The sequence below is a fragment of the Alcanivorax sp. genome (assembly GCF_051117345.1).
GTDB lineage: Bacteria > Pseudomonadota > Gammaproteobacteria > Pseudomonadales > Alcanivoracaceae > Alcanivorax.
Genome location: NZ_JBNPEC010000216.1, coordinates 1 through 2,057, shown reverse-complemented (window position 1 = coordinate 2,057; position 2,057 = coordinate 1). Strand labels below are relative to the sequence as shown.

General features: G+C 60.7%; 4 protein-coding genes. All 4 read left to right on the top strand.

The features are described 5' to 3' along the window. Positions 1-301, top strand: a 301-nt coding sequence (locus ACFE0K_RS13970; protein ID WP_434536637.1) for a hypothetical protein, incomplete at its 5' end; no start/stop codon positions are given. 66 nt (positions 302-367) lie between these two features. Beyond that, on the top strand, positions 368-1,051 hold the full coding sequence (locus ACFE0K_RS13965) for a nitroreductase (protein WP_434536636.1): 684 nt from the start codon (positions 368-370) through the stop codon (positions 1,049-1,051). A gap of 59 nt (positions 1,052-1,110) precedes the next feature. Then, positions 1,111-1,473 carry a putative quinol monooxygenase gene (locus tag ACFE0K_RS13960; protein WP_434536635.1) on the top strand — a complete coding sequence of 121 codons (363 nt, stop codon included), beginning with the start codon at positions 1,111-1,113 and terminating at the stop codon, positions 1,471-1,473. Positions 1,474-1,575: 102 nt separating this feature from the next. After that, positions 1,576-2,057 (top strand): AAA family ATPase (locus ACFE0K_RS13955; protein ID WP_434536634.1); only part of this gene is annotated, 482 nt, incomplete at its 3' end.

The window sequence follows — 2,057 nt, the reverse complement described above, 5'->3', positions numbered from 1 at the left end:
CGCGCCAGCCCGGTACGCAATGTGGTTCAATTGCCGCCGCTGTCCTACCACATTTGCGTTCGGGCCCGGGGGTGACATCAATCTGGATTACGACCACCGCATTGGCCAGCAGGCGCGCCAGGACAAATGGGCGGTACTGCCCGCACGCAGTAAAGGGGACGAGCTGGTGTTCAATGTGCTCTGCCCGGCCTGTGCGCGGCGTCTTGGTGTGGCTGGCTGCGATGGTCGCATGGAGCTTGCGGCTCCGGTGATTGACCAGATCTGTCAGGCCATGCGTGAGGCTTCTGGCGAAGCGGCCTGAGCGTTTCTGTCATCGTCGCCCTTTTCGCGTCTGGGTAGACTGGCGGGTAATTCAGAGGAGTTACCCATGAACGCCGATTCCATGTCCCTTTCTCATGCTCTTGCCGAGCGCCGTTCCGTGCGCGGTTTTCTCGACAAGCCAGTATCGCAATCAGAGCTTGAGGCGATTTTCTCACTGGCCCAGCACGCTCCTTCAAACTGCAATATCCAGCCCTGGCAGGTTTGGGTGGCCAGTGGTGAAACCCGTAACGCGTTACGCGAGCGTCTGGTGGACAAGGTCAGCCGGGGCATCCCTTTTGCGCCGGACTATGAGAGCCTGCCCCGTTTCCAGGGTCTATACCGGGAGCGGCAGGTGGATTGCGCCATGGCGCTCTACGGCAGCATGGGGATAGCCCGGGAAGACCGGGAGGGTCGTCGCCGTGCGGAGCTGCGCAACTTCGAACTGTTTGATGCCCCCCATGTGGCCTTTATCGGCATGGAGCGGGATTTCGGCGTTACCGTGGCTCTGGATGTGGGTATGTACGTGCAGTCCCTGCTGCTGGCCATGACCGCTCATGGCGTGGGCACTTGTGCCCAGGGCAGCATGCGCTACTACCCTGACGATGTGCGTGAACTGCTGGGGATTCCGGACAGCACCGCCATCGTGCTGGGCATCAGTTTCGGCTACGAAAACGCCGACGTGGCAGCCAACCGAACCCGGGTCGGGCGAGTGCCGCTGGGTGACTCGGTACGCTTCTGTGGCGGCGCTTGAGCGGACAGTAGGGGCTGGATTGTGGTACAATTCCCGTTTTCCCAGCGCAATGGACCCCCATGATTATCGTCAAAGGCTCTTTCCCCGTGAAACAAGACCAGCAACCAGAAGCGCTGGAGCTGGTGCAGGCGTTGGCGAAATCCTCCCGGGGTGAACACGGCTGTCTGGCTTACGAGGTATACCTGCAGGCGGATGAGCCGCGGGTAATCGTGGTCTGGCAGCAGTGGAGTGATCTGGATGCGCTGGAAATCCATTTTGGCTCCGAGCATGTGGATGCCTTTCTGGATGCCATCCCCGACATGATTGACGGCGATGTAACGTCCGCGCGCTTTGATGTGAGCAGCCTGGACGGCGAGCCTATCGTTGAAGAGGTGGGCGAGATCGCTCCGCTGGTGCTGGCGGACAATATTACCCTGCACTGAGTGTCGCGCCCCAGGTAACCTGCCGCACGCCTCATGCGTGCAGATGTCATTCCCGCCCCGCGCTTCCTGCGCTACCCTCTGGGTTCTGTTGCAGGAGCCTCCATGAAAACCCGTATTGATTCCGTCGAAGAGATTACTCGCAGTTTTGCCGGGCAGGGCTATATCTGTAGTGAGCAGATTGCCCTGGCGATCTACCTTGCCGCGCAATTGCACAAGCCGGTGCTGGTAGAAGGTCCCCCCGGGGTGGGCAAGACCGAACTGGCCAAAGCGGCGGCGGCGTTTCTGGAAGCCCCGTTGATCCGCCTGCAATGCTACGAGGGGCTGGATGAAAGTCGGGCCCTGTACGAGTGGAAGTACGGCAAGCAATTGCTCTACACCCAGTTGTTGCGTGACAAGCTGGGCGGCATGCTGGCGGACACCGACAGTCTGGAAGCGAGCATGGAGCGGTTGGGTGATCTGGGCGAAGCGTTCTACAGCGATACCTTTCTGGAACCGCGCCCCCTGTTGCATGCCCTGCGCAGTGACGAGCCGGCGGTGCTGCTGATCGACGAAATCGACAAGGCGGACCAGGAATTCGAAGCCTT